This window comes from Ligilactobacillus ruminis DSM 20403 = NBRC 102161, assembly GCF_900113455.1.
GTDB lineage: Bacteria > Bacillota > Bacilli > Lactobacillales > Lactobacillaceae > Ligilactobacillus > Ligilactobacillus ruminis.
The window spans coordinates 18,774-45,309 of the sequence record NZ_FOPI01000009.1 but is presented as its reverse complement, the minus strand read 5'-3'; the positions used below and the strand labels follow the sequence as shown (position 1 = coordinate 45,309).

The window sequence follows — 26,536 nt, the reverse complement described above, 5'->3', positions numbered from 1 at the left end:
AGGTGCAATATTATGAAAGAAAAAATTTTCACTGAAAAAGAGCTTGGAAAATATGACGGGCAAAACGGAAATCCCGCATACGTAGCAATTGACGGAGTCGTGTACGACGTGACTAACGTTTCGGCTTGGAAGGACGGCGTGCATCACGGAAACAAGGCTGGCCAGAACTTCAGCGAGATCATCAGGAAATCACCGCATGGCAAAAAGGTTTTGGATAAATTAGAAAAGGTCGGAAAACTGGCGGATTAAAAATTTTTCGAGCCAAGGAATTTGTGCAAAAAAATAGCTCTGTGCCTCGAGCACGGAGCTATTCGTTTTTTGATGACATGATTTTTTGACTGACCAACCGGTAAATAACGGCTCTGGCAGCCAGTTCCTCTGAAATTGAAACACATTCAAGCTTAGTTGCCGGCATTTTGATCGAAATCGAATCGTTTCCTGAATAAAGCGCATGCAGCGTTTGATTGAACCGATTGGAAAAATTGTCATAGGCAATTTGAACGCTTTCTTCATCACAAATGACTCTTTCGATACAGTTTCGAATCGTTTCGAGCGGATAGGTCGTTTTCAAAAGGCTGATGACGATCAGTTCAGCAATGTGTTCAGCCCTGTAACGCTTTTTTTCCGGGCGAGACATCAGTCCTTTTTTGACGTAGCTGTTGATCATTGAAGAGGTCAAAGGCGTTTCTGAAAAACACGCAAGATAGCGATTGCCGAGGCTGACGAGCTGTTCCATATAAAGCTCGAAGTCCGGGAATTCCTCCCATTTGGGCAGATGATGGTCGTCAAGATCGGACAACCAAAGTTTGATGTCAAAGTTTTCCATCGTTTTAAAACCTCTCGTTTGGCATATGAGCCTAATGAAAATTATATCATATTCGGGATTTTGATGTCAGCCGAATTTAAGGTTCTTTTCTTGATAAATGCAGTGAAGAGAGGCTGCTGATCTTTTTTGGGAGACGTGTTTTGGATGATTTTTGAGATCTTTTAATGGAAGCAAAAGTTGACCTAGAATGCCAATCTAGTTATAATCAATTTGTAGTTTATGATTGTGCTGAAAATGGGTGAAAAAGAAAGGGTGATGACAGTGGACAGAAAGCAACGGGTCATTAATGAAGTATGGAGTGCCATTACGCATGGCGTGGGGGCTGCGCTTGGAATCTGGATGCTTGTCTTATTGATCTTGAAAGGGGCTGAGACGCATGATTTGAAGACGATTATGGCGTTTATCGTATACGGAACAAGCATGCTGCTTTTGTATTTATTTTCGACTTTGTTCCATTGTCTGTATTTTACGAAAGCAAAACGGGTCTTTCAAATATTCGATCACAGCGGAATTTACCTGATGATTGCGGGAACCTATACGCCGTATTGTCTGCTTGCGATCAAGGGCAGCTTGGGGTATGCTTTGTTGTTTGTGGTCTGGGTGCTTGCGCTCGCAGGCATCGGTTATCATATTTTGGCAAGAAACCGTAAGCAGGTCGTTGAAACGATCATTTACGTCGTCATGGGATGGATGTGTGTTTGCGGTTTCAGACCGATGTACCTGTCGCTTGGCAAAAACGGACTGCTGCTCCTGTTTTTGGGCGGGGTCGTTTACACGCTGGGGGCTTTGGTATATAGTATAAAGGGCGTTAAATATGCGCATGTCTGGTGGCATATGCTGGTAATGATCGGCTCCGGATTGATGTTTTTGTCAATTTACTTTTACTTATGATTCACAGGAATGAGTAAATTTCAAAAGGTTGATGTAAAAGGGTTGTAAACGTTTGCTATTCTTTTATTTTAATGTTATTCTATATATGGATGAAGAGATAGGAAAGTGCCTTTTGAAAGGAGTGGTTTCTATGCCAACAGTTCAATTAACGCCCAACCAAAGTGTTGCTTTAGATAATTTTACCAATGAGTTTGAAGTAATCAACGCATTGGCGGATCGCAATCGTCAACGGATTATCGTTCTTTTGTGTGAAAATTTGAAGGATGGTTTGACTGTGACTGAGATTACGGACAGAATGTCGATCACTCAGCCGGCTGTATCCCATCACCTGAAAATTTTGCGTGAGGCAGGCTTAGTTAATTTTAAGAAGAACGGCTTGCAAAGCGTGTACTTCGTTTCACTGGATGAACCACTTTCCCAGCTTGAAACCGTGATTCATGATTTGAGAACGAAAATTACGGAAGAATAGATTATTAGGGCAAGATTTGGTCTTGCCCTGCTTTTTTTGGAGGAATTTTTTTGGCAGGAAAGTTTTATGCAGTTGCATCAGGCAGAAAGACCGGCATTTTTAAGACTTGGGCCGAGTGTCAGGCTCAGGTAAAAGGTTTTTCCGGTGCAAGATACAAGAGCTTCCAAACTTTGGAAGAGGCACAGCGGTTTGTTGACGGCAAATCCGAGCAGAAGCTAAAAACATCAGGTGCTGAAGCCAGCACTGGATTTAAACCGGAAATCGTAATTTATACTGATGGAGGTTCCCGGAATCACGGCAACAGGCTCGGTCAGCACGTCAAGTCGAATGACAAGGCCGCGTGGGCTTTTTTGGCTGTAAAAGGCGAGCGGGAAGTGGCAAAATCTGGCAGCGAATACGGTGCGACGAATAATCGCATGGAAATCATGGCCTTCAGAAACGCGCTGATGTGGCTTGATTATTATCGATTAAACGACAAACGTTTGCTGTTCGTGCTTGATTCGAAGTATGTGCTCGATGCTGTGACGAAACGCTGGCTTTTTTCATGGGCCAAAAAGGGATGGAAAACAGCCTCAGGAGAACCCGTCAAAAATCGTGAACTTTGGGAAGAAGTCCTGGAATTGCTCAAAAAGTTCAAGAATGCAAAGTATGTCTGGACCAAAGGCCATGCAGACAATTACGGAAACAATAAAGTTGACCGGCTGCTGAACGAAGAAATGGATAGAATGTAATTGATTTTGTGCTATAATAAAATCGTATTCAAACATTTAAGGAGTGATTATTATGGGCGAAAAGCTGAATGGTGATTTTGAAATCGAACCGAAAATCTTTACCAAGATTTTGGTGGCCGTTGACGAAGATGATTCGCAATCATCCATCAACGCATTCAACTATGCCGTGACAACGGCTAAACGCTTGAATGTTCCCTTGGGAATCGTTTCGATTCTTGAAGTCGGTGATTTCAACATTTTTGATACGTTGAGTCCTGAAGTTTTGGACGAAAGACGCGCACAGGTTGCTGATGACCTTGCTGGCTACGTCAATAAGGCACGCTCTTTTGGCGTCAAAGACGTAACGGCATATTCGGGCGAAGGCAAACCGGGCGTCGTCATCATCAATGATATTTTGCCGGACGTTAATGCTGATTTGCTTGTTTGTGGTTCCAAGACAAAGCCTCTTACAGGTCGCAAGAGGGTCTTCTTGGGATCACAAGCCAGCTATATGTCTCAAAATGCTCCTTGTTCCGTAATCGTTGTAAGATAAGGAACATTTGGATGATCAATGCGGAATTTTCGCGGATGAAGCGGAGATTCCGCTTTTTTGCATTGAAAATGCAGAGCAGGTTGATGCGATGTCGTTGCATTGCATCGGGAGAAGGAACGTGGAAAGCATTATTTGTTCTGATTTCGGTTCCGTGCGGGTTTGATTTAGGCGTGGGAGTAGACAAAAATTGAGAGAAGGGCTGAGTTTTTGTCTACTTGTGGCGTCGCGGGGGCCGGATTTTGAGTTGGTGGTAGACAAAAATTGAGAGAAGGGCTTTGTTTTTGTCTACTTGTGGCGTCGCGGGGGCCGGATTTTGAGTCGGTGGTAGACAAAAATTGAGAGAAGGGCTTTGTTTTTGTCTACTTGTGGCGTCGCGGGGGCCGGATTTTGAGTCGGTGGTAGACAAAAATTGAGAGAAAGGCTGAGTTTTTGTCTACTTGTGGCGTCGCGGGGACCGGATTTTGAGTCGGTGGTAGACAAAATTCGGTAGAAAAGCCCGTTTTTGTCTACTTTGGGAGGCGCGGGGGCCGGATTTTGAGTCGGTGGTAGACAAAAATTGAGAGAATGGCTGAGTTTTTGTTTACTTGTGGCGTCGCGGGGGCCGGATTTTGAGTCGGCGGTAGACAAAAATTGAGAGAAAGGCGTTGTTTTTGTCTACTTGTGGCGTTGCGGGAGCCGGATTTTGAGTCGGTGGTAGACAAAATTCGGTAGAAAAGCCCGTTTTTTGTCTACTTTGGGAGGCGCGGGGACAAGCATCTGCGGGCAGCCAGTAAGCCAGTCTTGGGCATTGATTGAGCAAGAGATACGCAGTGCCGTATTTGACAAAAAGTTTGTTTTCATGCATCAAAATTAAAAAATGCCGGACAAAATCTGTCGTCTTGCGACTTCCTTTGTTCGGCATTTAATTTATTTCAAGAGGAAAACGTGGCTTTTTTCAGCCCGTTGCCAGTCGATTCAATTAGTAAAAAATTTCAAAATCTCATCTTCCGTCAAATTGTCTTTTTCTTTGCCGCTTTTATCAAGCACGATTTTGCCGTCGTTTAAGATGATCATGCGATTGCCGTATTTCAAAGCGTCTTTTAAGTGGTGCGTGATCATGATGCATGTCAGCTGTTTTTCTTCGATCGTGTTTTGAGTAAGCTCCATCAGCTGCTGGCTCGTTTTGGGATCAAGCGCTGCCGTATGCTCGTCAAGCAGCAAAATTTCAGGATTGCCCATCGTGGCCATCAAAAAACTCAAAGTTTGTCTTTGTCCGCCCGAAAGGTCGCCGGTGAAAGTGTTGAGCCTTTCTGAAAGCCCGTTTGGCAATTTTTTGGTCAGTTCGCTAAATTCAGGGAGCGCATTGTTCAGACCGCGCAGTTTCAAGCGGCGCTTTTGGCCGCGACGCTTTGCCAAAAGAAGATTTTCTGCCACCGTCATTCGTGGTGCCGTGCCTGCTTTGGGATCTTGGAAGACCTGCGAAATGAAGCGGGCGCGTTTGACGACTGAAAGTTTCGTGACGTCGTTTCCGGCAATTTTGAGCGAGCCGCTTCTTGGGGAAAGCGAACCGTTGATGACGTTTAAAAGAGTTGATTTGCCTGCCCCGTTCGTTCCCAATAAAGTAATGAAGTCGCCTCTTTTGACGTTTAGGCTGATATTTTTTAAGATTTCTTTTTCTTCGGAAGTTCCTTCATTGACGCAGGTCGTGACGTTTTGCATTTCTAAAATATTTTCGCTCATGGGCGCTCGACTCCTTTTTTCAAAATGATGCTTGTTTTGAATTTCTTTTCAAATAACGGAAGCGACAGGCAGATTGCAAGCACGAGCGCGGAAATCAGCTTGAAATCGTTCGTGCCGAATCCGAGTTTCAAAACGATCAGCAAAACGAAACGGTATAAGATGCTTCCGATGACGACGGCAATCAGGCGAACCGTCAAGCTGAGGTTTCCGAATGCGACCTCGCCAATGATGATTGCGGCAAGGCCGATGACGATCGTTCCGATGCCCATGTTGACGTCCGCATAGCCGTTGTTTTGCGAGATGATGCCGCCACAAAGCCCGATCAAGCCGTTTGAAATCATCAAACCGAGGATTTTCATGTCGTTGGTATTGATGCCTTGCGAAAGTGCCATTTTTTCATTGTCGCCGGTTGCGATCAGCGACTGTCCCAGCTCTGTATTTAAAAAGAGGGCAATCAAGATGATGACGATGACGGAAAATGCAGTGCCGACAAAGACCGACGGGAAGTTTTCAGGAAGGCTGGTCAAGAAGCTGCAGGAAAAAAGCGTCTTCTTGTGCAGCAAGCCGACCGTGGCCTTGCCCAAAACGCGCAGGTTGACGGAGTAGATGCCCGTCATGACGAGGATTCCCGAAAGAAGAATCGGAATGTGCAGCTTAGTATAAAGCAATCCGGTGACAAGCCCGGTTAAAAGTCCTGCAAAAAATGCGAGCAAGGTGGCTTCGGCCGGGCCAAGGCCATGAGTGATCGCGCTGACGCAAACGGCAGCACCAAACGGGAAGGTTCCTTCGACCGTCATATCCGGGAAGTTCAAGATTCTGAATGTGATGAAAAGGCCGATTCCAAGCAAACCCCAAATCAGGCCCTGTCCGATTGCTGATACGATTAATGTCATTTGATGATGCTTCCTTTCTTTTGTGCTTGATTCAAAGCCGTCTTGGGAATGTCTAAGCCGAGTTCTTTAGCGTGCTTCAAATTGATGTGCGTTTGTCCGAGTTTGACATAGCGAAGCGCCATGTTGCCAGGCTTTTTGCCATCGAGAATTTCCGCAGCCATCTGCCCGGTCAGTTTGCCCAATTCGTACTGGCTGACGCTGACGGTGGCAATGCCTCCGTGCTTGATCATGGACGTGACTGAAGGAAAGACCGGAATTTTTTTTGCATCGGTGTTCTTGACAACGGTTGAAAAGCCGGAGGCAACGGTGTTGTCCGTCGGAATATAGACGGCTTCGACTTCAGAGGCCATGGTCGAGCTTACCTGGTCGATGTCGTTTGTCGAAGTAATCGTGTAGTCCTTGACCTTGATGCCTTCTTTTCTGGCCAATTGTTTGAATTCTTTGAATTCGGCAGTCGACGAGTCGTCGCTTGAAGTATGCAGACCGCCGATGACCTTGACGTTTGGCATGATCGTCTTGATAAGTTTGACCTGCTGGTTGACCGGTTCCTTGTGAATGACGCCCGTAATGTTTGCACCGGGATGTTTGATGTTCTTAACGAGTCCGGCACCGATCGGGTCGCTGATGGCGCCCATGACGACGGGCGTTTTGCCGTTGGCAACATTGGCGAGCGATTGAGCTGCCGGAGTTGCGATGCCGATCATGACGGCCGAATTTTCATTTTTGAAACGATCGCTCATCGTTTTCAGGCTGCTTTGGTCTCCTTCCGCATTCTGATAATCGAGCTTGATCGTTTTGCCGGGCACGTAGCCGTTTTCCTTCAAGGCGTCCACGATGCCGTGATGAATCGAATCAAGGGCGGGGTGCGTCATCAGCTGAAGGATGGCAACGGTCGGTTTTTCCTGTTTGGTTTCCTGCTTGCTTTCGTAAAGGAAGGCATAGCCTAAAAAAATAACGAGTGCTGAAATTGCTGCGATAAGTCTTTTCATATTGTTTTTCCTTTCTTGATAAAATTCAGTTCGTCAGATCGGTCTGCAGAAAAAAATAAAACCCTGCATTTTCCATGCAGGGACAAAAAAATGCCTGCATGAACGTGTTAATCCATGCAGGCTATGCTGAAGAAACCGGCACAGATACGATCTGACGAGGTCGTATCTGCACAGACAGAAGCAACTTCAATTACCGGCTTTGCCAACGAGTATTCAAGTTGATTACTGATTCTGTCATAACTGTTCTTCCTTTCCGTTGATGTTGGTTCAATTATAGTTTGGTTAAATTACAATGTCAAGCATTAATTCAAATTTATCTTGTTTAATGAAAACCTGCAACTTGATATGAATGTGTGTTTGTTATATTATGGTACTTGTAATATTTCTGTAATAATTAAGGAGATATATATGGATAAGAGTACAAAAAAACTCCAGATAGGACTGTGGTCGATTGTCGCAGCGCTTGTGGTCGGCCTTTGCTGCATGTGGTATTATCAGGCGCATCATTTCAATGAGAATGTGACGATCAACGGCATCAGCGTGGGAAAAATGACGGCAAAAGATGCTGCCGATCACTTGAAAAACGTTACGCTGGATAACACGGTTTATGTTGGAAACGATGTGATGTATCGCGGCCAAAAGACTTCTGCAGGTTTTTCTTCAAAAGACGATGGCAAGATCGAAAAAATTTTGAAGAAACAATTTACGTTCGTTCCGTCTTCGGTTCAAAAAAATTACGAGGTTGCCCCAAGCAACGTCAGCGATTATCGAAAGAAGGAATTGAAAAAGAAAGTCAAGGACGCTTTGACCAAGGCAAACTTGAAAAGAAAAGCCGCGATCGACGCATATGCCGTCATGAAGGACGGCAAGGTTTCGATTGTTCCGGCAGAAAAAGGAACGCAGTACGACGTGCCGAAAATCATGAAGGAGTATGACAAGCATCTTGCTGATTCGACTCTGCATTTAAAAGAAAGAATCTTGCAGCCATTGGCGGCATCAAGCAAGGTTGTTCAAGCAGAAAAGCAAAAGCTCGATTCGCTTGCCAAAAAGGAGACGACCTATAACGTTCAGGGCAAGACTTACGAAATGAAGGCTGCCGAGCTGTTGAATTCCGCACGCGTCATCAACGGAAGATACAGCTATGACGACACGGGACTCAGAAACAAGATTGATGAAATCAATGCGGCACAGGCAACGCTCAACAAGCCGCTGGCGTTTAAAACGACCGGCGGAAGCACGGTCAGCGTTCCGGCCGGGACTTATGGCTGGGAAATCGGCAAGGATGATGCGGTCGACAGCATTGAAACTGCTTGGCAAAACGGCACCAAAGAAATCAAGGCCGAAAAAGACATTTATGGCAAAGGATACTATACTTACGGAACGGGCTATGCGACGGCGCAAAATGGCGGAATTGGCGGAACATATGCCGAAGTTTCGATTTCGGAACAAAAGGTCTGGTTGTACAAAAACGGTCAGCAGGTTTATTCAGCGGACTGCGTGACGGGCAAGCAAAGCGCTAACGAAGGGACTCCGCGCGGCGTCTGGTACATAATGTACAAGCAAAGCCCGTCGGTTCTCAAGGGCAGCGAATCCGGAAAAGAAAACTATGAGGTCAAAGTCAAGTACTGGGCACAGTTTACCAGCAGCGGCTGCGGTTTCCACGATGCTTCGTGGCGCAGGAACTGGGATAAGAAAGCCTATATCAATGACGGGTCGGGCGGTTGCGTAAATCTGAAGGCTGATCAGGCCGCACCAATCTATAATCTCTTGGAGGTTAAAGAACCGGTCATCGTGTACTAAAAAATTTTGATGAATCGTTCGGACGTTTGGCGAAGATTTCATGGCGACGTCAGAAATAAGCAAAAAGAAAAGAGGCTGGGGAAAAAGTTCTGTTTTCCGCTTGAATTAAACGAAAAGACGAATGAAGGAGGTCTGGTTGAGACTGACTTTGTTCGTCTTTTTTAATTTTCAACGAAAAAACTGCTTTTTTCAAGCGGCAGTACTGCTCAACCAATCTATCCAAGATTTCACTCAAATTTACGGACAAAAGCTGCTTTTTGGAACGTTTGTCCGTAAAACCGGGTCCGAAACGAAACGTCTTAATTTTTAAGGACAACCGGCCATTTTTGTCCATTTTGTCCGTAATCGCCTTTTTTCGAGCAAGCTAATCACTGACAAAGGCTCCATTTTCATCGATGTATCCGTAAACGACGGTGATTTTGCCAACTGCAGCTCCTGTTCAATCAGCATGCTGAGCCATCAGGCAAAGTTACCACCAAATTATTTTTGGATATTTCCATCATGTCAGTTGCTTGTCACGCATACGCAAAACGCAGGATTAGATTTGCGCTTAATTGCAAATCATCCGGGGGTTTAATTTGAGGCAGATTTTTTCCAAGCCTCTTTTTTGATTAAAAGATATCTGTTGGCGCAAGTAGTTGTTTGAACCAATGTAAAAGAATAAGTAATTATTTTGATAATTTTTTTATGAAAATGAAGATGATTTATCTTCTTTTTGAAATTTGGGAAATTCGTGGAAATATTTTGTTGAGTTTTAAGTATAAATATGCTATTTTTGAATTTAAATAGCTTTCATTTATTGACATTTTATGCTATGATGAAGTTAATCAATGGGGATGTTTAGGATTCGACAGGTATAGGTCGGGCTCAAGTTGCGTCTGGTAGGTTGCGTCTACCCTAAAACGCTCAGTTAAATATAACTGCAAAAAATAACAACTATTCTTACGCTTTAGCTGCCTAAAAAACAGCGGGCGTAGATTCGCCCAGCATCGTCCATGTGCTGTCAGCGAGTCTTAAATTAAGTGGACTTACGCTCAAGGCTCCCATCTGAAGCCAAGAGAAGAGAATAATCAGGTTAGTCAATCGTGTGTGCCTGGTTGCACGGCTTTGCTATTGATGAAACTTAAATAGTGTGACTATGGGCGTAGAAGCTTGAGTTGCGATATGCTTGGACGCGGGTTCAATTCCCGCCATCTCCATATGACGAACGTCGACGATGTGCAACTGACTGTATGTTGTCGTCGTTTTTATTTAAAAAAGTGTGCAATAATAAATTTTTACACGTGGGGAGCGGTTTTATCTATGAAATTGTTAATGATAGAAGATAACAAGTCAGTGTCAGAAATGATGTCGATGTTTTTCCGAAAGGAGAAGTGGGACGTTGAATATGCTTATGACGGACTTGAGGCAATTGACATTTTCAAAAAAGATCCGGAAAGCTGGGATATGATAACGCTTGACCTTAATTTGCCAGGAATGGACGGACTTCAGGTCAATGCCGAATTACGAAAGATTTCGCCAACTGTTCCGATTATTATTTTAACCGCCAGGGATTCCGAATCGGATCAGGTTTTGGGACTTGAAATGGGCGCTGATGACTATATCGTCAAGCCGTTCTCACCGATTACGCTGATTGCAAGAATCAAAGCGCTTCATCGTCGTGCAGAGATGCCACCGCTTGGAAAGAACGGCATCGTGGCTGAAGAAAGCAATGACGGCTACGATGTTGTGACGTCTCATTTCAAACTCAATTCAAAAACACGCGAAGCATATCTTTCCGGCAAGCCAATCAACGATTTGACGCCAAAGGAATTCGATCTGCTCAAGACGCTTGCGCAAAAGCCGCGTCAGGTATTTTCAAGGGATCAGCTGCTTCAATTGGTCTGGGATTATGAATATTATGGGGATGAAAGAACGGTTGATGCCCATATCAAGAAACTGAGACAAAAGATTGAAAAAGCTGGTCCGCAAGTTATTCAAACGGTATGGGGAGTTGGATATAAATTTGATGATTCTGGAGTAGCTGATAAATGAAAATGTTTTATCAGCAGTTCTTGGCATTCTTCTTAATGATTACCATTACGCTGCTTACTTTGGGCATGACCTTTTTGGGGCTTTCTCGTTCCATGTTTTATCAGGATACCTGGGACAGATTACAAGATTATGCTTATGCGGTCAAGACTCAAGCAATGGACATCAGACAGGGAAAAGATTCAAAAGTCGTTGTCGATAAGAAAAAACTTGTGATTACGGAACAGATGCTTGCCGGGCGTCACATTAAAATCAGGATCTATACGGAACCTGATAAGCTCATTTTTCCTGATTCCAAGAAAGCAACGACCAAGATCAGTTCTAAATGCTGGTCCAAATTGAAAAGAGGCCAGTCCGTTCGAGCAAAAACGAGCGATTCGCGAGGATTTTTCAAGGACTCAAATCGTCAGCTGACAAACATCTATGAACCGTATCTTGACATCAAAGGGAATTTGAGGGCGGTCGTTTCGGTTGGAACCGTGATGAACGGTATTGAGGAAAACTTAAAAGAAATTAAACAGAATCTGTTATATGCGTTCTTTACCGCAGTCGTGTTGGGAACGATCGTCAGTTTTGTCTTGACGCATTATTTTACGAACAGAATCACTAAGATTCAACGAGCCACAAGACAGGTTGCCAACGGCGATTTTGATGTGCAGATTGATACATGTCATCATGATGAGTTGGATGATTTGGCTGAAGACTTTAACCTGATGACCCGGTCGTTAAAAGAATCTCAAGTCGAAATCGAGCGTCAGGAACAACGAAGACATGAACTGATGGCAAATGCAGCTCATGAAATGAGGACGCCTCTGACGACGATCAATGGTCTTTTGGAAGGGATGGCATATGGCGCATTGCCGGAAGAAGATCAAGAACAATGCATTAATTTGATGAGAAAAGAAACGACGCGTTTGATCAGGCTTGTGAATGAAAATCTTGATTATGAAAAGAGCAGGTCAGGCGAGCTTGTTTTGGCCAAGACCAATTTCGATGCGACGTCAGCCATTAATGACGTTGTCAGTCAGTTGCATAAAATGGCCGGAGACGTTGGCGACAGGTTCATCGTCAAACTTCCTCCGTTGCTTAACGTTTATGCCGATAAGGATCGTTTCATTCAAATCATCACGAACATCGGAAAGAATGCCGTGCAGTTCACAAGAGACGGCACGATTACGATTTCCGGAGAGAAGCATGGCAACGATACGATGATCAGCATTGCTGATACCGGAATCGGGATGACCGATGAGGAAATCAGCAGTATGTGGGAGCGATATTACAAGGCAGATCCGTCGCGAAAGGTTGCCAAATATGGCGAATCAGGCATCGGCATGGCCATCGTTCACCAGCTTTTGCAGCTTCACCATGCCAAAGTATGTGTTGACAGCGCACCGGGCAAGGGAACGACGTTTACCTTGCTGTTTCCTGGCGAGGCGATTGCAAGCGATGGCAGCGATCAGCCGCAAGATGGCGGCAGCGTCGTTGTTGACAGTTGCGATTGAGATTTTGAGGCAAGTCCTTCTTGATTAAACGAAATGCTGGACAAGGGAGTAGATTTAAGACTGCTTTTGTCCGGCATTTTTTCAATTTTGATATCTGGGAACAGACTGCATTTAAAAAAGCCGGACGAATTCAGTCGCAAATCGACCGAATTCGTCCGGCTTTTCGTTTAACTCAAGGGATAAAAGAGACTTTTTTCCCAGACTCTTTTAAACTGAGGCATATTTATTGTCAAATTATTTGGTTGAGGTTGCAACGCTCGTGTCTGATGATGCCGAGGACGACGAAGATGATGCCGCCGAAGGCAAATCCTCAGATGATGCTTTTTTATTTGCGCTTTCAAGGTTGGCTTTTTCAAAATCGCTGTTATCGACTTCCGGAGCATCGGTTTCATAATCGTTTAAAGTAGATTTGTCACCGTTTTGATGCCATAAGCTCTTGGAATTGTTGCCAAGAGTCTTTTCCAAATCTAAAAGCTTGCCATAGCAATTTTTGTAATTGTAGTCTGCCGGATTTACCGGCGTGAAACCTTCAGGAACGTAAAAACGCAAAAGATTTTGATTGTTGAGCGAGTCTGACAGCGCGAGTTTTTCGCTGACTTTCTTTTGAGCTCGGTCAATTTTTTCTTTGACTTCATCAGTCGGGTGGGTGACGACGTTGCCGGTTCCGTTTTCGTAAATGGTATTTCCGATAACGGTATAATGTGGAGTAATGAAGTTTTCATTGCGAAAGGCCACCGTTTGACTATGATCGGTTGAGAACAGGTCGGAACCAAACATCAAGTACTTTTTGGTGTCAATGCCGACAAGGTGAAGAAGCGTCGGCAAAACATCAATTTCACCACCATAGGTATCAAGAACCTTGCCGTCCGTCATGCCGGGAATGTGGATCATAAACGGCACGCGCTGAAGCTGAGCATTATCGTAGTCGCTCCACGTCGAACTGGATTTTCCAAGCAAAGGAGCAAGTTTCAAGTTGCGCGAATTGGAGATTCCGTAATGGTCGCCGTAAATGACGATGACGGAATTTTCGTACAGGCCTGATTTTTTCAGATAATCGAAGAATTCTTTAACGGCCTGGTCAAGATAATGCGCAGTCACGAAGTAATTGTCGACCGAACTGTCACCGGTATCGGCAGCCTTGAACGTTTTGTTTTGCGAATCAATCACGAACGGAAAGTGGTTGGAAACGGTAATGAACTTCGCATAAAACGGCTGCTGCAGATGTTCAAGATATTTAACGGAATCTCGGAAAAGCAGTTTGTCTTTGACACCGTACTCGGTCAAATTCTCCGAATCGGTATCATAATAGCTCGCATCAAAGAAATTTTGGTAGCCAAAGTTTTTATAAACGTTGTCGCGATTCCAAAACGAGCCTGAATTTCCGTGAAATACAGCGGAGGAATAGCCGCTTTGCTGGTTCAAGATGGCTGGTGCCGCTTCAAAGGTGTTGTCCGTTCCCAAAGCAGAGAACAGCGATCCTTGCGGCAGCCCGAATGCGCCCGTTTCAAGCATCGTTTCCGCATCCGAAGTTTTTCCTTGACCGACCTGGTTGAAGAAATTTGAAAAACTGTAGGTTTCCTTTCCGTTATACAAACTGTTTAAAAACGGCGTCACGGATTTGCCATTGAGTTTGTAGTTGATCAAAAACTGCTGAAAGCTTTCAAGGTGGATCACGATGATGTTTTTGTTTTTGGCAATTCCGAACATGCTTGGGTTAGGATGCGCATAATTTTTTTGCGTATAGGAAATCACCTTGCTCAAATCCGAGCTGTCAGCATTTGATCTTGCCTGGTTGTTTTTGGCTGTCTTAAGTCCGTCATAAACGGTAAACGTATCGATTCCCAAATACTTTACAAGATAGTTGCGGTCGAACGTTCTCGTCAGAAGCTGCGGACGATCGATTTCTCCAAGCGTAATGTTCAGCATCAAAAAGAATAATGAAAACGACGTCATGGCGACAGCCTGTTTGCGGACAATCGGGCGTTCGTCAAGTTTGATTTTTTTAAGCAGGAGCAAGATCAAAACAACGATCAGATCCCCGATAATGGCAATATCCTGTGGTTTAATCATTGAAAATGAACTCGTGCTCAAGCCTTGAGAAACGGATGAGTAGCCGAAGATGACGTTGATGGTCATGAAATCGGTGAATTCACGGTAATAAATAACGGAAATCAAAAGAAGCACTGAATTTGCCGTATAAAGCAAAAACAAACACAGATATGCCGGCAATGTTCGCTTAATGTAAAGGGCAATCGAAAAAATCAGCAGAGTCGTCGCAATCGGGTTTATCAATAAAACGAAATATTGATAAATTCCGCTGACCCCTAAGTGGAAGTCGACCAAGTAAACAAAGATTGTTTTGGCCCAGAACAGGAATGCGCAGAGCGTAAAAAAGCCCCAGCGCGTATTCATGAAATTTCTAAATTTTGTCCAGCTCACAAACGCAAACCGTCCTTTCTTTGAGTCTAAACCTAAGATACAATTTTACTCCTAATATTTCGGGATAGTCAATCAAACGCTGATATCTTAGAAAATAGTTAACTTTAAAATCAGCCAGGAAAAGTTGATGATAGGAAAACTCATCAAAAGCACATAGACTTTCAAGAACATAATCTTGAAAATTAATAGATGTTATTGTTAAAATGTTATAGCAAAGAGAATTTTTTATATAAGAGAGGTAAAGAGAATAATGTGGATTGCACTTGTTCCCATGCTTGCATGGGGAAGCATAGGACTTGTCAGCGGAAAGATGGGCGGCGACGCTCATCAGCAGACGCTTGGAATGACGTTTGGCGCATTGATTTTTGCCATCGTCACGACGATTTTTTCATTTCAGCATTTTTTGCAATATAACTCGTTTAAGCTTTGGGCCGTCGGAATCGTTTCCGGACTTTGCTGGTGCTTGGGGCAAAACAACCAATTTAAGGCAATGAAGGCCATCGGGGTTTCTAAAGCAGTTCCGATTTCGACCGGTGCGCAGCTTGTGACGACGACAATTGCAGGCGCTATTTTTTTCCATGAATGGACGACGACAAGACAGCTCGGATTCGGTTTTTTGGCGCTTTTGTTCTTGGTTTTGGGCGTCGTATTTACGTCTTTGCGCGACAAGAGCAAAGCTGACGATGACGGAATCAAAGAAGATCGAACGGAAGGGGCAAAGACCATAATCATTTCGACGATCGGTTTTTTGCTTTATACCGTTGTGGTAACGCTTTTTAGCGTCAATACCCAGGCAATGATTTTGCCGCAAGCGGTCGGAATGGTTCTTGGCGGCTTCATCTTTTCATATCGCAAGAACTCGTTTGAAAAACCGATGTACAAAAACATGCTGACGGGACTTTTCTGGGGTGCCGGCAACTTTTGCATGTTTCAGGCAACGACATTGGTCGGACTTGCGATCAGTTTTTCGCTTTCCCAATCCGGAATCGTAATTTCGACGTTTGGTTCGATTTTCCTGCTTGGCGAAAAGAAGACCAAAAAAGAAATGGGTTATGTCACGATTGGATCGATTTTGGTAATCATCGGAAGCATCATTTTAGGGATGCTTAAATAATGGCATTTTAATTTTATGCTGGATATGTGAACACTGGATTTGACATAAACTTTACAAAAAATTATAAGGATTTTTAAGTAAAAATCTTAAGATATCGGCGATTTTTACTTTTAAAAATCGAATAATATAGTATAATTGTAAGCGTAGATAAAATTTAAAAGGAGAGACTGGATAATGGCACATATTTCATTTGATAGTTCAAATTTGAAGAAGTTCGTTCAAGATAATGAATTGGGCGAAATGCAGGCAATGGTCACGGCTTGTGACGAAGAATTACGCAAAGGCACGGGTGCCGGCGCAGATTTTCGCGGTTGGCTCGATCTTCCCGTTGATTATGACAAGGAAGAATTCGATCGCATCAAGAAAGCTGCCAAGAAGATTCAATCCGATTCCGAGATTTTGATCGTTATCGGCATCGGTGGCTCATACTTGGGCGCACGTGCCGCAATTGAATTTTTGAATCATCAATTCTATAACCTGCTTCCTGCTGCAAAGCGCAACGCACCGCAAATTTTCTTTGTCGGCAACTCAATTTCCGGTTCATACGTTCACGACTTGCTGGATCTTGTTGATGACCAAGACTTCTCCGTCAACGTTATCTCCAAGTCCGGCACGACAACGGAACCTTCAATCGCATTCCGCGTCTTCAAGGAAAAGCTTATTGAAAAGTATGGCAAGGAAGGCGCAAAGGAACGCATCTACGCAACTACGGATCGCGCTCGCGGCGCTCTTAAGACGGAAGCGGACGCAGAAGGCTACGAATGCTTCGTAATTCCGGATGACGTCGGTGGTCGTTTCTCTGTTCTTACTCCGGTTGGCTTGTTGCCGATTGCCGTTTCCGGTGCAAACGTTGATGATTTGATGAAAGGTGCTGCAGACGCACGTGCCGACTATTCAGACTCCGACCTTGAAAAGAATGAAGCATATCAATATGCCGCATTCCGCAACATTTTGTATCGCAAGGGCTACACGACAGAAATCCTTGAAAACTACGAACCATCTTTGCAATACTTCTCCGAATGGTGGAAGCAATTGATGGGCGAATCAGAAGGCAAGGATCAAAAGGGCATCTATCCTTCTTCAGCAAACTTCTCAACGGACCTTCATTCGCTTGGACAATACATCCAGGAAGGTCGTCGCAATTTGATGGAAACTGTTATTCACGTTGACAACCCGACGCATGATACGGACGTTCCAAAAGAAGCAGAAAATCTTGACGGCTTGAAGTATCTTGAAGGACGCACGATGAACTTTGTCAATGACAAAGCTATGCAGGGCGTTGTTTTGGCACATACGGACGGCAATGTTCCTAACATGATCGTCAATATTCCTGATCAAACTGCCTACACGCTTGGCTACTTGATCTACTTCTTTGAAGTTGCTGTCGGCATTTCCGGCTACTTGAACGGGATCAATCCGTTCAACCAACCAGGCGTTGAAGCATACAAGAAGAACATGTTTGCTTTGCTCGGTCGTCCCGGCTATGAAGAATTGACGAAAGAACTCAATGCTCGTTTGGATAAATAAGCATTTGTTCAAAAATGACTAAGATAAACAACCAAGGTTTCGACCTTGGTTTTTTTTTTGTTGTTTTGTGCGCGGTTACGGGCAAACCGGAAAAAATTGGTATTTTACGTAAATTTGGCAGCATGTTCGCTACATATCAAGCGATATGATATAATTGAAAGAAACATCAAATCTGATCGGAAAAAGGTGATGCGATTGAAAAATGCAGTGGCTAAAATAGAACTTTATGGTTGGCGCGCAATCAAACTATGCTTAATGTTAGGATTGATCGAGCTGCCGCAATTTGCGCTTTCTTTGCCAAAATTATTGCTTAAATACGTCAATGGGCCAATCGTCTATATTTTGACTTGGATGATTTTTATCGGAGGATACGTCGCAGTGACGTTTATTCTGTTTACGTATTTGCAACGACGACATCCTGAAAGAAAGATCATTTGGAGACCAAAGGGAAAAGAAATCAACACGATCATCATCGGATTCATCGTTCTGATGTCTGCCAAGATGATCATCGGATCTTTTATGACGCAGCAAACCGCAAACGATGCAGCAATTGAAAAGCTGTTCAAAATTTCGGTGAATACGAGTTTTGTGATGTTCTTTATGACTGCTATTGCTGCTCCGGTGGTTGAAGAATTGGTGTTCAGGGGATTTTTGATGGATTATTTCTTCACCGATCAGCCGATTTTTGCAATTTTATTGAGCGGATTGATTTTCGGATCGATTCATTCATCGACGAATTTCATCAGCTGGCTGATGTACGTGGTGATGGGAATTATTCTGGCGGCAACGTACAACAAGGAAAAAAATCTGGCAGCCAATATTTCGCTGCATTTCTTAAACAATTTGCTTCCGTCAATCGTTTTTCTGTTGTCCAGTCTGCATCAGATGCTGAAATAAAAGAGATTGAAAAAACTATGTCTCAATTGAAAATCCGGATGATTTGCAATTAATTGCAAATTCAATCCGGTTTTTTCGTATGCATCCCAATTTTTATTCTGTGATGGAATCAACTAAAAAGAGTCTGTCGGCAAACTCTTGGAGCACTGATTTAGCGGCGCTTCATTTGGCAAAATACATGTATCAAAAAATGCCGGACAAATCCAGTCAAAGTCGACTGCATTCGTTCGGCATTCAGTCAACCACCATCGGCTAAAGTCGATGGCTTGTGAGCAGACACCCTTATATTGAGTATCTGAACTACAATTTGCATAGATACAGATGGTTTGACCAAACAGCCGTAGTTGTTTGGTCAGTGACTATCCAATTACCAATGCCTTTTACATTCCCAGGTTGCCATAGGAATGATATATCAATAGTTGTTAGATATTGGTTCTTAGTGATGCAGTTACTAAGTCAATTACTAGCTACAAGTGTTATATCATAGTGAGCCTATCCATCCCATGACTAAAGTCACGGGATGGATAGGCATAATTAAAATCAGTTAAGCGGATCGCCATACCATTGGCTATAAAGGCTGCTGATGATTTCAACGGTTTTGACCGTGATTTTTTTCGTGAGAACCGGACTTGACGTTTTTTGGGAAGAGATGCAGTCCGAAACGTGGTTAAGCACGTTGATGCCTGCATCAAGCTCATTTTGGTTCGTCAAGCGTTTGGTTACGTTTGGCGTCATCACGATGACGGCGTCCGGATCAAGGTAATTTTGAATGACGATTTTGCCATTTGTACCGACGATCGTCAATTTGTCGTCAAGGTCAAAGTCAAGACTGATGACGTTGTTGACCAAAACGTTTCCGCAACGAAAGTTCAAAGTGCAGCGGGTATCTGCTTCGCCGACCTTGTTGACGCCAAGTCCTGACCAGTCAGTCGGTTCAGTCTCCAAGAGAAACGGAATCAAGGTGAGCGGATAAGCTCCTCCGAGGTTTAATGCTCCGCCTCCTCGTTCAAGCGAGCGCGTCCAAGCAGCATCATATGGAAGGTGGGTGCGACTTTCAACGTAGCAGATTGTTCCGATTTCTTCATTTGCAATCATTTCTTTGATACGGGCATAAGCCGGCAGAAAAACTGTCTGTTGTGCTTCCATCAAAAAGCAGCGCTGTCTTTCAGCAAGCAGAAACAATTCGTTTGACCCGACTTTGTGTTTGGTGAATGGGCTATCGATCAAAACGTGCTTTTTGTTTTCAAGCGCAAGTTTTGCTCCTTCATAGTGATTTGCGTTTGATGTCGGAACAAAAATTGCATCAACGTCGGGATTTTGGCAAAGTTCCGAATAGCTTTCAAAAACCGGGACATTGATGAGATTTTGCTTTGCCTTTGTTTTTTCGCAGGCAAGCGCAACGATTTCACTGTTCGGATTCGACGCTACCGCTTTGACGAACCAGCTCGAAGATTCAATTGGACCCAGGATACCATAACGAATTGACACGGTCATCACCTTCACTTTCAGTAATCATATTAATATTGTAGCAGAATTTTAACAGAAATTATAGCAAAACCCAGTCATCACCATGTTGAAATGCAGAGAAACGGCAGTACTGCATTTAACAAAAAAAGAGACCGAGAAAAAATCTCGATCCCAGATGTCTGAATGTTAACATTAAAGTCCGAAGATAGCCTTATAAAGCAATGCACCGCAGATGCCGGCCAAAATAGGCGCAACGACCGGAATCCATGAATAATCCCACTGTGAGCTGCCTTTGTGCGGAATAGGCAGGAATTGGTGAACCAAACGCGGCGCAATGTCACGAGCAGGGTTCAACGCAGGACCTGTCGGGCCACCGAACGAAGTAACGATAACCATTACCAAAAGTCCGATGCCGATGAAGCCAGCGCCTTGGTTGCCGTGTTCAAAGACTGGCGAGTGCGTGATTGCAAGAGCACCGAAGACCAGGGTAAACGTTCCAAAGAATTCGTTGACAAAACCGTTGAGCTTGTTGCCCGTAGCATCGCTCGTCGAGAACGTGCCCAAAATGGCATCGGAATTTTCCGTCATGTCATAGTGAGGCTTGAAACAGATCCATACGACCAATTGACCAACTGCAGCCCCGATTAATTGTGCTGCGATATATGGAAGTACTTCGTGCCACGGGAATGCGCCCGCAAAAGCCAAGCCAAGAGTAAATGCCGGGTTGATGTGGTTGCCTGAAACAGAGCCAAACATCAACGCAGGAATCATAACGGCAAAACCGTAACCGACAGAGATCGTGATCCAACCGCTTTTTGTTCCCTTCGTCCCCTTTAACTCAACGTCGGCAACCGAACCGTTGCCCAAAATAATCATGATAGCCGTGCCGAAAAATTCAGCGGCAAGTCTTGTTGCTAATGAAAAAGTCATTTCATCCTCCAAAATTTATAAAAAATAAGTGATACACTCTAACAATAATAATCATAGAAAAAACTATTGTCAATAAGGTTTTCAATGATTTTCAACAATTTTTGGCGAAAAATTTAAGAAAACGGAAAAGCATAATTAATATGCAATAAGATTGCCGGCTCTTTTGCATAAGGAAAAAGGCACTAAAATTATATCTTTACTAAGAATTCTCGTTATTGATGTTATTTTCGCCAAAATAAACTACAATGGTAATATAAACGAATTTGGGATGTGAAATTATGATCGCAAAAGCTGCACAGAGGATGATCGAAGAACGTGAATCCAAATTCCTGATTCCTTCTGAAATCGTTGCAAACGTTCAGGAAGACAATCACTTGGATCACGCTTTTCTCGTGCTTACCAAGGTCAAATATGCCAAGATTCCCGTTTTGGACAGCGAACAGCACTTCAAGGGCTTGCTTTCCTTGGCAATGATTACGGATACGATGCTTGGACTCAACGGAATCGATCCGAGCAGACTCAGCAGGATGAAAGTCAAAGAAGTGATGCAAAAAGACGTTCCGGTAATCACCTTGCCTTATAACATTGAAGAAATCATGCATCTTCTCATCGATCAACCTTTTTTGGTGGTCGTTGATGACGAAGGGTGCTTTACCGGAATCGTAACCCGTCGTGAGATCATGAAGAGCGTCAACTACATGATTCACAATCTTGAAAAACAATATTTGGTTGATGAAAAAATAGGCACAAAAGCAGATTTAAGTTATAATGATAAGTAAATGATGCAAAGGAAGTGGAATTGATGCCAAAATTAGATGCACGTGACATCATCAAAACAATTGCCGAATCAAAAAAGAAGACTCCCGTCAAGGTCTACGTCAAAGGTGACCTGGCCTCGCTTGAGGTTCCTGAAGAGCTCGATGCTTATTTTGGCGACAAGGCCGGCGTTTTGTTCGGCGACTGGAAAGATGCGGAAAAATTTTTAAAGAATCATTCTGAAATTACCGGATATCACGTTGAAAACGACGGACGCAATACCGGCGTTCCGTTGCTTGACAAGAAAAAATTCAACGCTCGAATCGAACCGGGCGCCATTATTCGCGATCAAGTCGAAATCGGTGACAATGCAGTCGTCATGATGGGGGCCGTAATCAACATCGGCGCAGAAATCGGACCGGGCTCGATGATCGACATGGGTGCCGTTTTGGGCGGACGCGCAATCGTTGGCGCAAACTGCCACATTGGTGCGGGAACCGTGCTTGCCGGCGTGGTCGAACCACCTTCTGCTCAACCGGTCGTTATCGAAGACGACGTTTTGATTGGTGCCAATGCGGTTGTTTTGGAAGGCGTTCGCGTCGGCAAAGGTGCCGTTGTCGGTGCCGGTGCCGTCGTGACGAAAGACGTTGCGCCGCATACGGTCGTAATGGGGATGCCCGCAAGGAAAGTCAAGGACGTTTCCGAAGTTAAAGAAGACAAGATCGAACTTGTCGATGATTTGCGCAAGCTCTGATATTTTTGAAATGCGGCCCCTGCAATGGGGCTTTTTTAGATATTTATACGGAAAAGGTGACGAAGATGGCACTTTCAGAAAAAGAATTAATTGAAATCAGAAGAAAATTGCATCAGATTCCTGAAATCGGAATGGAAGAATTTGAAACGCAAAAAATACTTTTGGCAATTATTGAAAAATTTCCACATGATTTCATGAAAATTAAAACATGGAAAACAGCGATTATCGTGCATTTGACAGGATCAAAAGGACAAACAACGATCGGATACCGGACGGATATCGACGGATTGCCGGTTGAAGAAAAAACCGGCTTGCCGTTTTCATCAAAGCATAAGGGGCGGATGCATGCTTGCGGACATGACATTCACATGACCGTCTGCCTGGGTATTTTGAGCTATTTTGCAGAACATCAGCCGAAGTGCGACATGACGTTTATTTTTCAGCCGGCAGAAGAAAATGCAAGCGGCGGCAAGCAGCTTTACGAAAGCGGGGCGCTTGACGAATGGATGCCTGATGAAATTTACGCATTTCATGACAACCCGCAGCTTCCGGCGGGAGCAATCGGCTGCTGCATGGGGACTCTTTTTGCCGGAACCTGCGAAATTCATGCCAAGTTCATCGGAAAGAGCGGACACGCTGCATTTCCGCATCTTGCAAACGATATGGTCGTTTGCGGCGCTCAGTTCGTAAATCAGATTCAAACGATCGTCAGCCGCAACATTGATCCGATTGAATCGGGCGTCGTGACTCTTGGTCACTTTGAAGCGGGAACGACGGGCAACGTGATTGCCGGATCATGTCAAATCGACGGGACGATTCGCGCTTTGACTCAAGTCAACAATTTGAAGATTCAAAAACGCGTGCGCGCGATTGCAGAAGGCGTGGCCAAAAGTTTTGACTGCGAGCTTGAACTTGATCTGCATCAGGGCGGATATCTGCCGGTTGAAAACAACGATGAAACGACGAAAAACTTTATTTCATACATGAAAGAAAATAAAGACGTTGAATTCATCGAAACAAAGCCGGCCATGACGGGCGAAGATTTCGGTTTTTTGATTTCCAAGATTCCGGGAACGATGTTTTGGCTTGGCGTAGATTCGCCTTATTCGCTGCATTCAGAACATCTTGCGCCAAAAGAAGAAGCGATTCAAAAAGGCGTCAGTGCCATGATCGGTTTTCTTGAAGATCGTCAGCGGCAATTATAAAAATAGGCTTTTGATTAAATGCTGGACAATACGGTCGATTTGTGACTGATTTTGTCCGGCATTTTTTAAACACAGTGCTGCTCAACTAATCCAGCCAAAATCTCATGCAAAATTACGGAAAAAAGCCGCTTTTTGGAGCATTTGTCCGTAAAATCGGGTCCGAAACGTCTGAATTTTTACGGACAAACGGCTGGTTTTGCCCATTTTGTCCGTAATCGCCATGAGCAAGCCATTTATGGACAAATGCTCATTTTTATCGACGTGTCCGTAAACGGCAGTGATTTTGCCAAATGCAGCGCCTGATAAATCAGCACGCTGAGCCATCAGTCGAATTTACCGCCAAACTGTTTTGGGGTTATTTTCATCTTGGAAGGCGATTGTCATGCATACGCAAAAAACCGGATCAGATTTGCGATTGATTGCAAATCTGATCCGGTTTTTCGATTGAGGCATCGTTTTTCAACAGAAAAAGCTATTTTGTCAAAGAAAGCGGTGACGTCGGGATATTGAAGCCATGTTCTTTCAAATCGTCGAGATAGCGATCGCGCAAGGTGCGTGAGATGGCATACTGGGCACCATTTTTGGCGTATGCGACGACGCGCAGGACAAGATCTCCGGAGCCGAGGTCAACTGTTCCGAGAATTTGCGGCATTTTAGTCAGATCTTCCAGTGTCGGAACGAGTTCTTCGTTTGCATCCGCAATGATTTTTTTCATTTCGTTCACGTCTTTTGAAGGATCGAGCCGAATATCGACCAAAACGCGCATGTCATTGCGAGACATGTTGCTGACAATGGTAATGCTTCTGTTTGGGATGAAGTGAAGCGTTCCGTCATAGCCGATGATTTGAGTCGTTCTGAGTCCGATTGCTGAAACAGTTCCTTCAATCGTGCCGATTTTGACGTCATCGCCAACTGAATATTGCTGTTCAAGCAAAATGAAAAATCCAGTGACGACATCGCTGACGAGTCCTTGGGCGCCAAGGCCCAAGGCAACGCTGACGATTCCGGCGCTGGCTAGAAGCGTGCTGACAGGAACGCCAAAGATGGACAAAACTGCATACAGGTAGAAAAATAAAATGCAGTAGTGGAAAATATTTTGACTGAGAGTATAAATCGTTTCGAGTCTTCCTCGAGAAACGGTGCTGCTTTTGGCACGAGCTCCGGCAAAGCTTCTTTTGATCAGCTTTTTGCCGATTGAATGAATCAAGAAGAACAAAACCGAAATTACAGCGAGGGAGAAAATGGTTGAAAGAAAGCTTGAAATCATCTTGTTCCAGTCGAAATTTTCAATGTAGTTTGTCAGAATATGCGTATTTTTATCAGCAGAATTCGTAAGTTTAATGTCTGCAAGAAACGAAAACATCACGTGCACCTCATTTCAAGTTAGTTCACTAGCCATTATATCAAAAATAGTTAAGTTAAACCTAAGCAAGGCCCAAATAAATTGAAGTTTTGACCAATGAATGATATTCTAAAGACATAAGAAATGTTAAGGAGGGTTTGTGATGGCGATTACATTTGGGCAAATAGCGGGTTTGATTGCCGCAATTGCATTTGCCGTTTTAGTTGTCTTCATGTGTCGCGTGCTGGCGCACTTGGTTCAGACCGTAAAAGAAATGAATAAAACCGTTGAACTTTTGACGCAGGACGTTGACAAGCTTGCCAACAACGTTGACAGAATTATGGATAAGACTAACACGTTGATGGAAGATGTAAATTCAAAGTCCAAGAAACTTGATCCGCTTTTCCAAACTGCGGCTGAACTAAGCGAAAGCATCGCTGATCTTAATCAGGCCACGAGAAAAACTGCGGAAAAAATTTCTGAATCGGCATCTGGTGCCGGCAAAGTAGCCTCTGCATTTAAAATGGGCAAAACGGTGTTAGGCTTTGTTTCTCGTCACCTCAACAAAGATTAATTCAGAATAGGAGCGATTCATATGGGTAAAAAAATGCTGCTTGGACTCGGTGCGGTTGCAGGCGCTTGTTTCATGGTTTCCAAAAAACTGACTGAAGAACAGCGCGAAAAGATTGCAATGAAAGTCGATGAGATCATTTTGGACGGGCGCGACAAGGCCCTCAAGTATGACTGCTATGCGCGCGAATTCATTAAAGAAAATGATTTTGGCGGTTTGAAGGATCGAATCATCGAAAAGACCAAAAAGTACGCAAGCGACAACAAGTCGGTCGATGATGCGCTTGAATCATTGAAAAGGGCCACGAAAGATCTGAAAGATCATCTTGAAGAAACCGGCAAAAATTTGAAAGATTTGGCCGACGTTGAAACAGAAGACGTTGAAATCGGATATGACGAGCCGGAAGACGACTGGAACGACGATATCGTCATCAACGGCAATACGGACTCTGCATTTGGCGAGGCTAAAAAAGCCGGCGATGAAAATGCGACGATAACTTTTTATCCGCACAAAAAAGATTAAAAAAGAGACTGGAAAAACCCTGCCTCAAATTTAAAACCCGGCTGATTTGCAATTAACTGCAAATCAGCCGGGTTTTTGGGTCTTTGTCAAAATGGTGTTGATGACCTCGAAAACTTCACTTCAGAAATGGAGTGGAGCTTTTTTGTTCCCGTCGGTTTCTTCTGTGTTTTTTCAAATTGGTACAGTTACGTATCAACACCGCCTGCGTTTCCGCTGGCGTGGATTCATGTATGAATTCCTGCCGTTGATTCGCAAAGCTCGAACGCGCTGCGACCTAACTGGGTTTCACCTCGCAGCCCGTTCCGCCCAGGTACTCTCACTTGGCAGGCTCGCCTGCTGGCGTTCGAGCAGGCCTGGTGCTCGCGGGCTAAGCGCTCGGTTCAACACCTTGTCTCTGCCTCGCGCTCCACGACTTTTCCCGGTTGCGGTTGACATCACAATGCTTACCCGCCGGAAACTACGGTTGGAGGAAGTGTATTCAGAGAGGCTGTCTCAAAAACACTTCCAGCGTCAGCTTCTGATCAGCGCAATGCGTTTTCTGAAGTTATCAAGATTCCTGAATCCAAAGCAACTGCGTTTCAGACTCTTGATTCTGCGGTTTATTCCTTCAACCGAACCGTTGGAGAAAT

25 protein-coding genes, 1 other RNA gene and 1 pseudogene are annotated in these 26,536 nt (G+C 44.2%); 17 read left to right on the top strand and 10 right to left on the bottom strand.

What is annotated here, in order from left to right; translation table 11 throughout:
• Positions 1-12: 12 nt before the first annotated feature.
• The gene (locus BMZ95_RS03585) at positions 13-249 is read left to right on the top strand and encodes a cytochrome b5 domain-containing protein (protein ID WP_046921953.1); all 237 of its coding nucleotides are present in this window, start codon (positions 13-15) and stop codon (positions 247-249) included.
• A 58-nt stretch (positions 250-307) separates the two neighbouring features.
• On the opposite strand, the gene BMZ95_RS03580 is transcribed toward BMZ95_RS03585, so the two are convergent.
• Entirely contained in the window at positions 308-826 is a 519-nt protein-coding gene (locus BMZ95_RS03580) for a DUF1836 domain-containing protein (protein WP_046921954.1), read from the bottom strand.
• A gap of 261 nt (positions 827-1,087) precedes the next feature.
• Between BMZ95_RS03580 and trhA the strand changes: the two genes are divergently transcribed.
• From trhA to BMZ95_RS03560, 4 genes are all read left to right on the top strand, one after another.
• A complete protein-coding gene (gene trhA, locus BMZ95_RS03575; protein ID WP_046921955.1) occupies positions 1,088-1,717 on the top strand; it encodes a PAQR family membrane homeostasis protein TrhA in 630 nt (209 codons plus the stop codon).
• Positions 1,718-1,847: 130 nt separating this feature from the next.
• Positions 1,848-2,186, top strand: a complete 339-nt coding sequence (locus BMZ95_RS03570) for an ArsR/SmtB family transcription factor (RefSeq protein WP_046921956.1) — start codon at positions 1,848-1,850, stop codon at positions 2,184-2,186.
• A 50-nt stretch (positions 2,187-2,236) separates the two neighbouring features.
• The gene (locus tag BMZ95_RS03565) at positions 2,237-2,917 is read left to right on the top strand and encodes a ribonuclease H family protein (protein WP_014073904.1); all 681 of its coding nucleotides are present in this window, start codon (positions 2,237-2,239) and stop codon (positions 2,915-2,917) included.
• 52 nt (positions 2,918-2,969) lie between these two features.
• Entirely contained in the window at positions 2,970-3,449 is a 480-nt protein-coding gene (locus BMZ95_RS03560; RefSeq protein ID WP_003691723.1) for a universal stress protein, read from the top strand.
• Between the two features lie 954 nt (positions 3,450-4,403).
• Here the strand turns inward: BMZ95_RS03560 and BMZ95_RS03550 are convergent.
• Genes BMZ95_RS03550 through trpX form a run of 3 tightly spaced genes read right to left on the bottom strand, consistent with a single transcriptional unit; the run spans position 4,404 to position 7,050 of the window.
• Positions 4,404-5,168 carry an ABC transporter ATP-binding protein gene (locus BMZ95_RS03550; RefSeq protein WP_046921957.1) on the bottom strand — a complete coding sequence of 255 codons (765 nt, stop codon included), beginning with the start codon at positions 5,166-5,168 and terminating at the stop codon, positions 4,404-4,406.
• A complete protein-coding gene (locus tag BMZ95_RS03545) occupies positions 5,165-6,061 on the bottom strand; it encodes an ABC transporter permease (RefSeq protein ID WP_046921958.1) in 897 nt (298 codons plus the stop codon). Before BMZ95_RS03545 ends, BMZ95_RS03550 begins: the two co-directional genes overlap by 4 nt.
• Entirely contained in the window at positions 6,058-7,050 is a 993-nt protein-coding gene (gene trpX / locus BMZ95_RS03540) for a tryptophan ABC transporter substrate-binding protein (RefSeq protein WP_046921959.1), read from the bottom strand. Before trpX ends, BMZ95_RS03545 begins: the two co-directional genes overlap by 4 nt.
• A gap of 408 nt (positions 7,051-7,458) precedes the next feature.
• Here trpX and BMZ95_RS03535 point away from each other — a divergent pair, with 408 nt between their 5' ends.
• The 4 genes from BMZ95_RS03535 (at position 7,459) to BMZ95_RS03510 (ending at position 12,383) form a co-directional block, all read left to right on the top strand.
• A complete protein-coding gene (locus BMZ95_RS03535; protein WP_046921960.1) occupies positions 7,459-8,850 on the top strand; it encodes a L,D-transpeptidase family protein in 1,392 nt (463 codons plus the stop codon).
• Positions 8,851-9,682: 832 nt separating this feature from the next.
• Positions 9,683-10,052: a transfer-messenger RNA gene (gene ssrA, locus BMZ95_RS03520) on the top strand.
• A 100-nt stretch (positions 10,053-10,152) separates the two neighbouring features.
• The gene (locus tag BMZ95_RS03515) at positions 10,153-10,884 is read left to right on the top strand and encodes a response regulator transcription factor (RefSeq protein WP_046921962.1); all 732 of its coding nucleotides are present in this window, start codon (positions 10,153-10,155) and stop codon (positions 10,882-10,884) included.
• Entirely contained in the window at positions 10,881-12,383 is a 1,503-nt protein-coding gene (locus BMZ95_RS03510; protein WP_056990444.1) for a sensor histidine kinase, read from the top strand. Before BMZ95_RS03515 ends, BMZ95_RS03510 begins: the two co-directional genes overlap by 4 nt.
• 234 nt (positions 12,384-12,617) lie before the next feature.
• On the opposite strand, the gene BMZ95_RS03505 is transcribed toward BMZ95_RS03510, so the two are convergent.
• Positions 12,618-14,822, bottom strand: a complete 2,205-nt coding sequence (locus BMZ95_RS03505; RefSeq protein WP_014073891.1) for an LTA synthase family protein — start codon at positions 14,820-14,822, stop codon at positions 12,618-12,620.
• Positions 14,823-15,072: 250 nt separating this feature from the next.
• Between BMZ95_RS03505 and BMZ95_RS03500 the strand changes: the two genes are divergently transcribed.
• From BMZ95_RS03500 to BMZ95_RS03490, 3 genes are all read left to right on the top strand, one after another.
• The gene (locus BMZ95_RS03500) at positions 15,073-15,936 is read left to right on the top strand and encodes a GRP family sugar transporter (RefSeq protein WP_014073890.1); all 864 of its coding nucleotides are present in this window, start codon (positions 15,073-15,075) and stop codon (positions 15,934-15,936) included.
• A gap of 174 nt (positions 15,937-16,110) precedes the next feature.
• Positions 16,111-17,463, top strand: a complete 1,353-nt coding sequence (locus BMZ95_RS03495) for a glucose-6-phosphate isomerase (RefSeq protein ID WP_046921964.1) — start codon at positions 16,111-16,113, stop codon at positions 17,461-17,463.
• Positions 17,464-17,658: 195 nt separating this feature from the next.
• The gene (locus tag BMZ95_RS03490) at positions 17,659-18,360 is read left to right on the top strand and encodes a CPBP family intramembrane glutamic endopeptidase (RefSeq protein ID WP_404802668.1); all 702 of its coding nucleotides are present in this window, start codon (positions 17,659-17,661) and stop codon (positions 18,358-18,360) included.
• A 540-nt stretch (positions 18,361-18,900) separates the two neighbouring features.
• Here the strand turns inward: BMZ95_RS03490 and BMZ95_RS03485 are convergent.
• Together BMZ95_RS03485 and BMZ95_RS03480 are read right to left on the bottom strand one after the other, a co-directional pair.
• Positions 18,901-19,854 carry a Gfo/Idh/MocA family protein gene (locus BMZ95_RS03485; RefSeq protein ID WP_014073886.1) on the bottom strand — a complete coding sequence of 318 codons (954 nt, stop codon included), beginning with the start codon at positions 19,852-19,854 and terminating at the stop codon, positions 18,901-18,903.
• A 165-nt stretch (positions 19,855-20,019) separates the two neighbouring features.
• Positions 20,020-20,757 carry an MIP/aquaporin family protein gene (locus BMZ95_RS03480; RefSeq protein WP_046921965.1) on the bottom strand — a complete coding sequence of 246 codons (738 nt, stop codon included), beginning with the start codon at positions 20,755-20,757 and terminating at the stop codon, positions 20,020-20,022.
• 278 nt (positions 20,758-21,035) lie between these two features.
• On the opposite strand from BMZ95_RS03480, the gene cbpB reads away from it, so the two are divergent.
• The 3 genes from cbpB to BMZ95_RS03465 all read left to right on the top strand — a co-directional run bounded on the left by cbpB (position 21,036) and on the right by BMZ95_RS03465 (position 23,472).
• The gene (gene cbpB, locus BMZ95_RS03475) at positions 21,036-21,536 is read left to right on the top strand and encodes a cyclic-di-AMP-binding protein CbpB (protein ID WP_014073884.1); all 501 of its coding nucleotides are present in this window, start codon (positions 21,036-21,038) and stop codon (positions 21,534-21,536) included.
• 23 nt (positions 21,537-21,559) lie between these two features.
• Positions 21,560-22,267, top strand: coding sequence for a 2,3,4,5-tetrahydropyridine-2,6-dicarboxylate N-acetyltransferase (gene dapD, locus BMZ95_RS03470; protein WP_014073883.1), 708 nt, complete (start codon positions 21,560-21,562; stop codon positions 22,265-22,267).
• Between the two features lie 65 nt (positions 22,268-22,332).
• Complete coding sequence (locus BMZ95_RS03465; RefSeq protein WP_014073882.1) at positions 22,333-23,472, top strand: N-acetyldiaminopimelate deacetylase; 1,140 nt, start codon at positions 22,333-22,335, stop codon at positions 23,470-23,472.
• 102 nt (positions 23,473-23,574) lie between these two features.
• On the opposite strand, the gene BMZ95_RS11115 is transcribed toward BMZ95_RS03465, so the two are convergent.
• Together BMZ95_RS11115 and BMZ95_RS03455 are read right to left on the bottom strand one after the other, a co-directional pair.
• A complete protein-coding gene (locus tag BMZ95_RS11115) occupies positions 23,575-23,796 on the bottom strand; it encodes a hypothetical protein (RefSeq protein ID WP_046921966.1) in 222 nt (73 codons plus the stop codon).
• Positions 23,797-23,944: 148 nt separating this feature from the next.
• The gene (locus tag BMZ95_RS03455) at positions 23,945-24,835 is read right to left on the bottom strand and encodes a mechanosensitive ion channel family protein (RefSeq protein WP_046921967.1); all 891 of its coding nucleotides are present in this window, start codon (positions 24,833-24,835) and stop codon (positions 23,945-23,947) included.
• A 142-nt stretch (positions 24,836-24,977) separates the two neighbouring features.
• Between BMZ95_RS03455 and BMZ95_RS03450 the strand changes: the two genes are divergently transcribed.
• Together BMZ95_RS03450 and BMZ95_RS03445 are read left to right on the top strand one after the other, a co-directional pair.
• Entirely contained in the window at positions 24,978-25,388 is a 411-nt protein-coding gene (locus tag BMZ95_RS03450) for a DUF948 domain-containing protein (protein ID WP_014073878.1), read from the top strand.
• A gap of 21 nt (positions 25,389-25,409) precedes the next feature.
• Positions 25,410-25,907 carry a hypothetical protein gene (locus BMZ95_RS03445; protein ID WP_014073877.1) on the top strand — a complete coding sequence of 166 codons (498 nt, stop codon included), beginning with the start codon at positions 25,410-25,412 and terminating at the stop codon, positions 25,905-25,907.
• Between the two features lie 510 nt (positions 25,908-26,417).
• Here the strand turns inward: BMZ95_RS03445 and BMZ95_RS11580 are convergent.
• Positions 26,418-26,534: pseudogene (locus BMZ95_RS11580) on the bottom strand (transposase); the annotation flags it as partial.
• Between the last annotated feature and the right edge of the window lie 2 nt (positions 26,535-26,536).